A 2,711-nucleotide genomic window follows, 5' to 3' on the forward strand; every position below is an offset into this window, starting at 1 on the left:
TATACCACGGGCTCGGCCTCCTGGGCATCAGCGCCCCCGAGTCCATGTAGCGGCGGTTCACCGACTGGTTTATACTACTGAGGCGGCTTTTTAATCCGTAGGAACCCATGGGGAAACTTTTCGGTTTAATCCGGTTGATGCGGCCCAGGCAGTGGCTGAAGAACGTCGTCATCTTCGCCGGCGTCGTGTTCGCGCAGTTGTACACCTCCCCGGCGGCGCTTCTGCGCTCCCTGGAGGCCTTCGGCATCTTCTGCATCCTTTCGGGCGCGGTTTACGCCCTCAACGACGCTGTGGACGCCGAGCGCGACCGCTCGCATCCCTACAAGAAAAACCGCCCGGTCGCCTCGGGCCTGGTGTCGCGACCCTTGGCCTACGTCTGGTCCTTCGTTCTGGCCGCCGGGGGGCTCCTGGCGGCCTGGACGGTCACGGACGGCTTCTTCCTCGTCGGCGCCGTCTATCTCGGCCTCAACCTGATTTACAGCTTCTGGGCCAAGAAGGTGGTCATCCTCGATGTTTTCCTCGTCGCCTTCGGCTTCGTGCTGCGGGCCATCGGCGGCGTGGAGGCGCTGGTGGACTTCTCGCCGGGCCTGAAATCCTCCCCTTGGTTCTTGGCGGTGACGCTCTTTTTGGCGCTCTTCCTGGCCCTGGAGAAGCGCCGGGCCGAGCTCTCGTCCCTGGCCGAGGGCGCCGAGAGCCACCGCAAGACCCTGAGCGAGTACTCCACGCGCCTGCTGGACCAGATGTCCGCCGTGGTCACCACCGCCACCGTGGTCGCCTACAGCCTCTACACCCTCTGGCCCTCGACCGTGGAGCGGTTCAGGACCGAGGGGCTGGTCTACACCGTCCCCTTCGTCCTCTACGGTGTTTTCCGTTACCTCTACGACGTGGAGCAACGGCGCCTGGGCGGCAACCCCTCCGCCATCCTCTCGAAGGACTTCTCGCTTCTGGTGGACGTGTTGTTGTGGGCCGCGGCGGTGGTGCTCATCATCCACTTAAAGCCATAGTTTTTAAAAACGAAAGGCGGGCCGGGCCCGCCTTTTTTAATAAAAACCGGCGAACGGTCAGTCCTCCATCGTCCACTGGTTGATGCCGAACCAGTGACCGGTGTTATTGATGTAATCGAGCTGGGACCGGAGCAGCTCGAAGTGACCCTCCTCCATCTGGGCGAGATTTTTGAAGGTTTCCCGGACGGTGGCATCGTCGGCCTTCGTAGACCACTCGGTGTAATAGTCTATGGCGGCCCGCTCCAGGTCTATGGCCGTCTTGATGGCGTTCAGCTCGTTGGCGCCCTCGGCCCCGGCGGTCCGCTCCGCTATCCGGTCGAGCTTCGGGACGAGCTCCGCAATCTCCGTCTGTGAGATTTCAATCGGCTCGATGGGCTTTCCGGCGAAGGCGTCGTTGAACTGCCGCCGCAGAATCTCGTAGTGGTCCACCTCCTCCCGGGCCAGGGTGATGAACATGTTTTTGCCCGTCTCGTCCTTGGTCTTCCGAGCGAACTCCAGGTAGGTGGTGAAACCGGTGATTTCGGCCTCGATGGCCTGGGCGAGCACCTGTGCCACGGTTTTGCTCAATGGTGCCTCCTGCGCTGGTTCTTTGATTATCGTAGTCTATCTCGTGGCGGCAAGGGGTTTCGCCGGGGCGTTACTCGCTTCGCTCGGTTAAACCCCTTGTCTCCTTTATATGGAAAAACGGAAGAGGATGACGTCGCCGTCCCGGATCAGATAGTCTTTGCCCTCGATGTGGTAGAGGCCCCTCTTCTTGAGTTCGGCGATCGAGCCGTGCTCGCGCATGTCCTCGAAGTGGGCCACCTCGGCGCGGATGAAGCCGCGCGCGATGTCGGAGTGTATGCAGCCCGCCGCCTCGACGGCGGTTCCGCCTCGAGGGAGGGTCCAGGCCCGAGTCTCTTTCTCGCCGGAGGTGAAGTAGCTCAACAGGCCCAAGGTGTCGTAGCAGGCCCGGACCACCCGCTGGACGCCGCCTTCGGGCAGGCCGAACTCCCGCCTCATCGGCCCGGCTTCTTCCGGATCCAGGCCGTTCAGCTCGCCCTCCAGCTTACCGTGGATGACGAGCGGCTCGGCGGTCATTTGATTGAAATCTTTCGACAGGTCGCGCCCGTCCGCGTCCGCGTTCAGGAGCTCGATGGTCGGCTTGAGCGTCAACAGGCCCAGGTAGCGGACCAGCTCCTCCTCGGCGGGGGTGATGTCCACGGCGGATGCGGGACCGCCCCCCTCCAGCGTCCGCGCCAGCCGCCCGAGGACCTCCCGTTCCAAGGCCGCCAGCTCCAACGCCTTCTTGTCGCCCCGGTTCACCCCCTTGTCCACGTTCTCCATCCGGGTCTGAACCGCGCCAAGGTCTACCACGCCCAGTTCCAGCATGAAAATCTCGAAATCCCGGGCCGGGTTCACGGAGCCCTCGGGGTGGGGGACGTTCGGGTCGTCGAAGGCACGTAGAACTACGAGCAGGGCGTCGGCGCGGCGGAGCTCACTGGTGAATCGCGCCGCCACCGAGCCACCGCCCTGCCCTCGGGCCAGGCCGGCCACGTCGAGGTAGGTCACCTGCGCCCGAGTCAGCTTCCCCTGCCCCTCCAAGGACCAGAGCCAATCCAGGCGTTCGTCCGCCACCGGCGTCACTTCCACGTTGACCTCCACCTTCCCGGGGTGCGGGTCGTGGTGAGATCCGGTCAGGAGGTTGAAGATGGTGGTCTTGCCCGA

The 2,711-nt window shown here is 63.7% G+C and carries 3 protein-coding genes; 1 reads left to right on the forward strand and 2 read right to left on the reverse strand.

The window, feature by feature from the left end; translation table 11 throughout:
* The first annotated feature begins 107 nt into the window (after positions 1-107).
* The gene (locus NTW26_11515; protein ID MCX7022874.1) at positions 108-1,004 is read left to right on the forward strand and encodes a decaprenyl-phosphate phosphoribosyltransferase; all 897 of its coding nucleotides are present in this window, start codon (positions 108-110) and stop codon (positions 1,002-1,004) included.
* A 57-nt stretch (positions 1,005-1,061) separates the two neighbouring features.
* Here the strand turns inward: NTW26_11515 and NTW26_11520 are convergent, their stop codons facing one another.
* On the reverse strand, positions 1,062-1,571 hold the full coding sequence (locus NTW26_11520) for a ferritin family protein (protein MCX7022875.1): 510 nt from the start codon (positions 1,569-1,571) through the stop codon (positions 1,062-1,064).
* Between the two features lie 105 nt (positions 1,572-1,676).
* The coding region (locus NTW26_11525) for a DUF933 domain-containing protein (GenBank protein ID MCX7022876.1) at positions 1,677-2,711 on the reverse strand (1,035 nt) is incomplete at its 5' end.

Source organism: bacterium (assembly GCA_026398675.1).
Lineage (GTDB): Bacteria > RBG-13-66-14 > RBG-13-66-14 > RBG-13-66-14 > RBG-13-66-14 > RBG-13-66-14.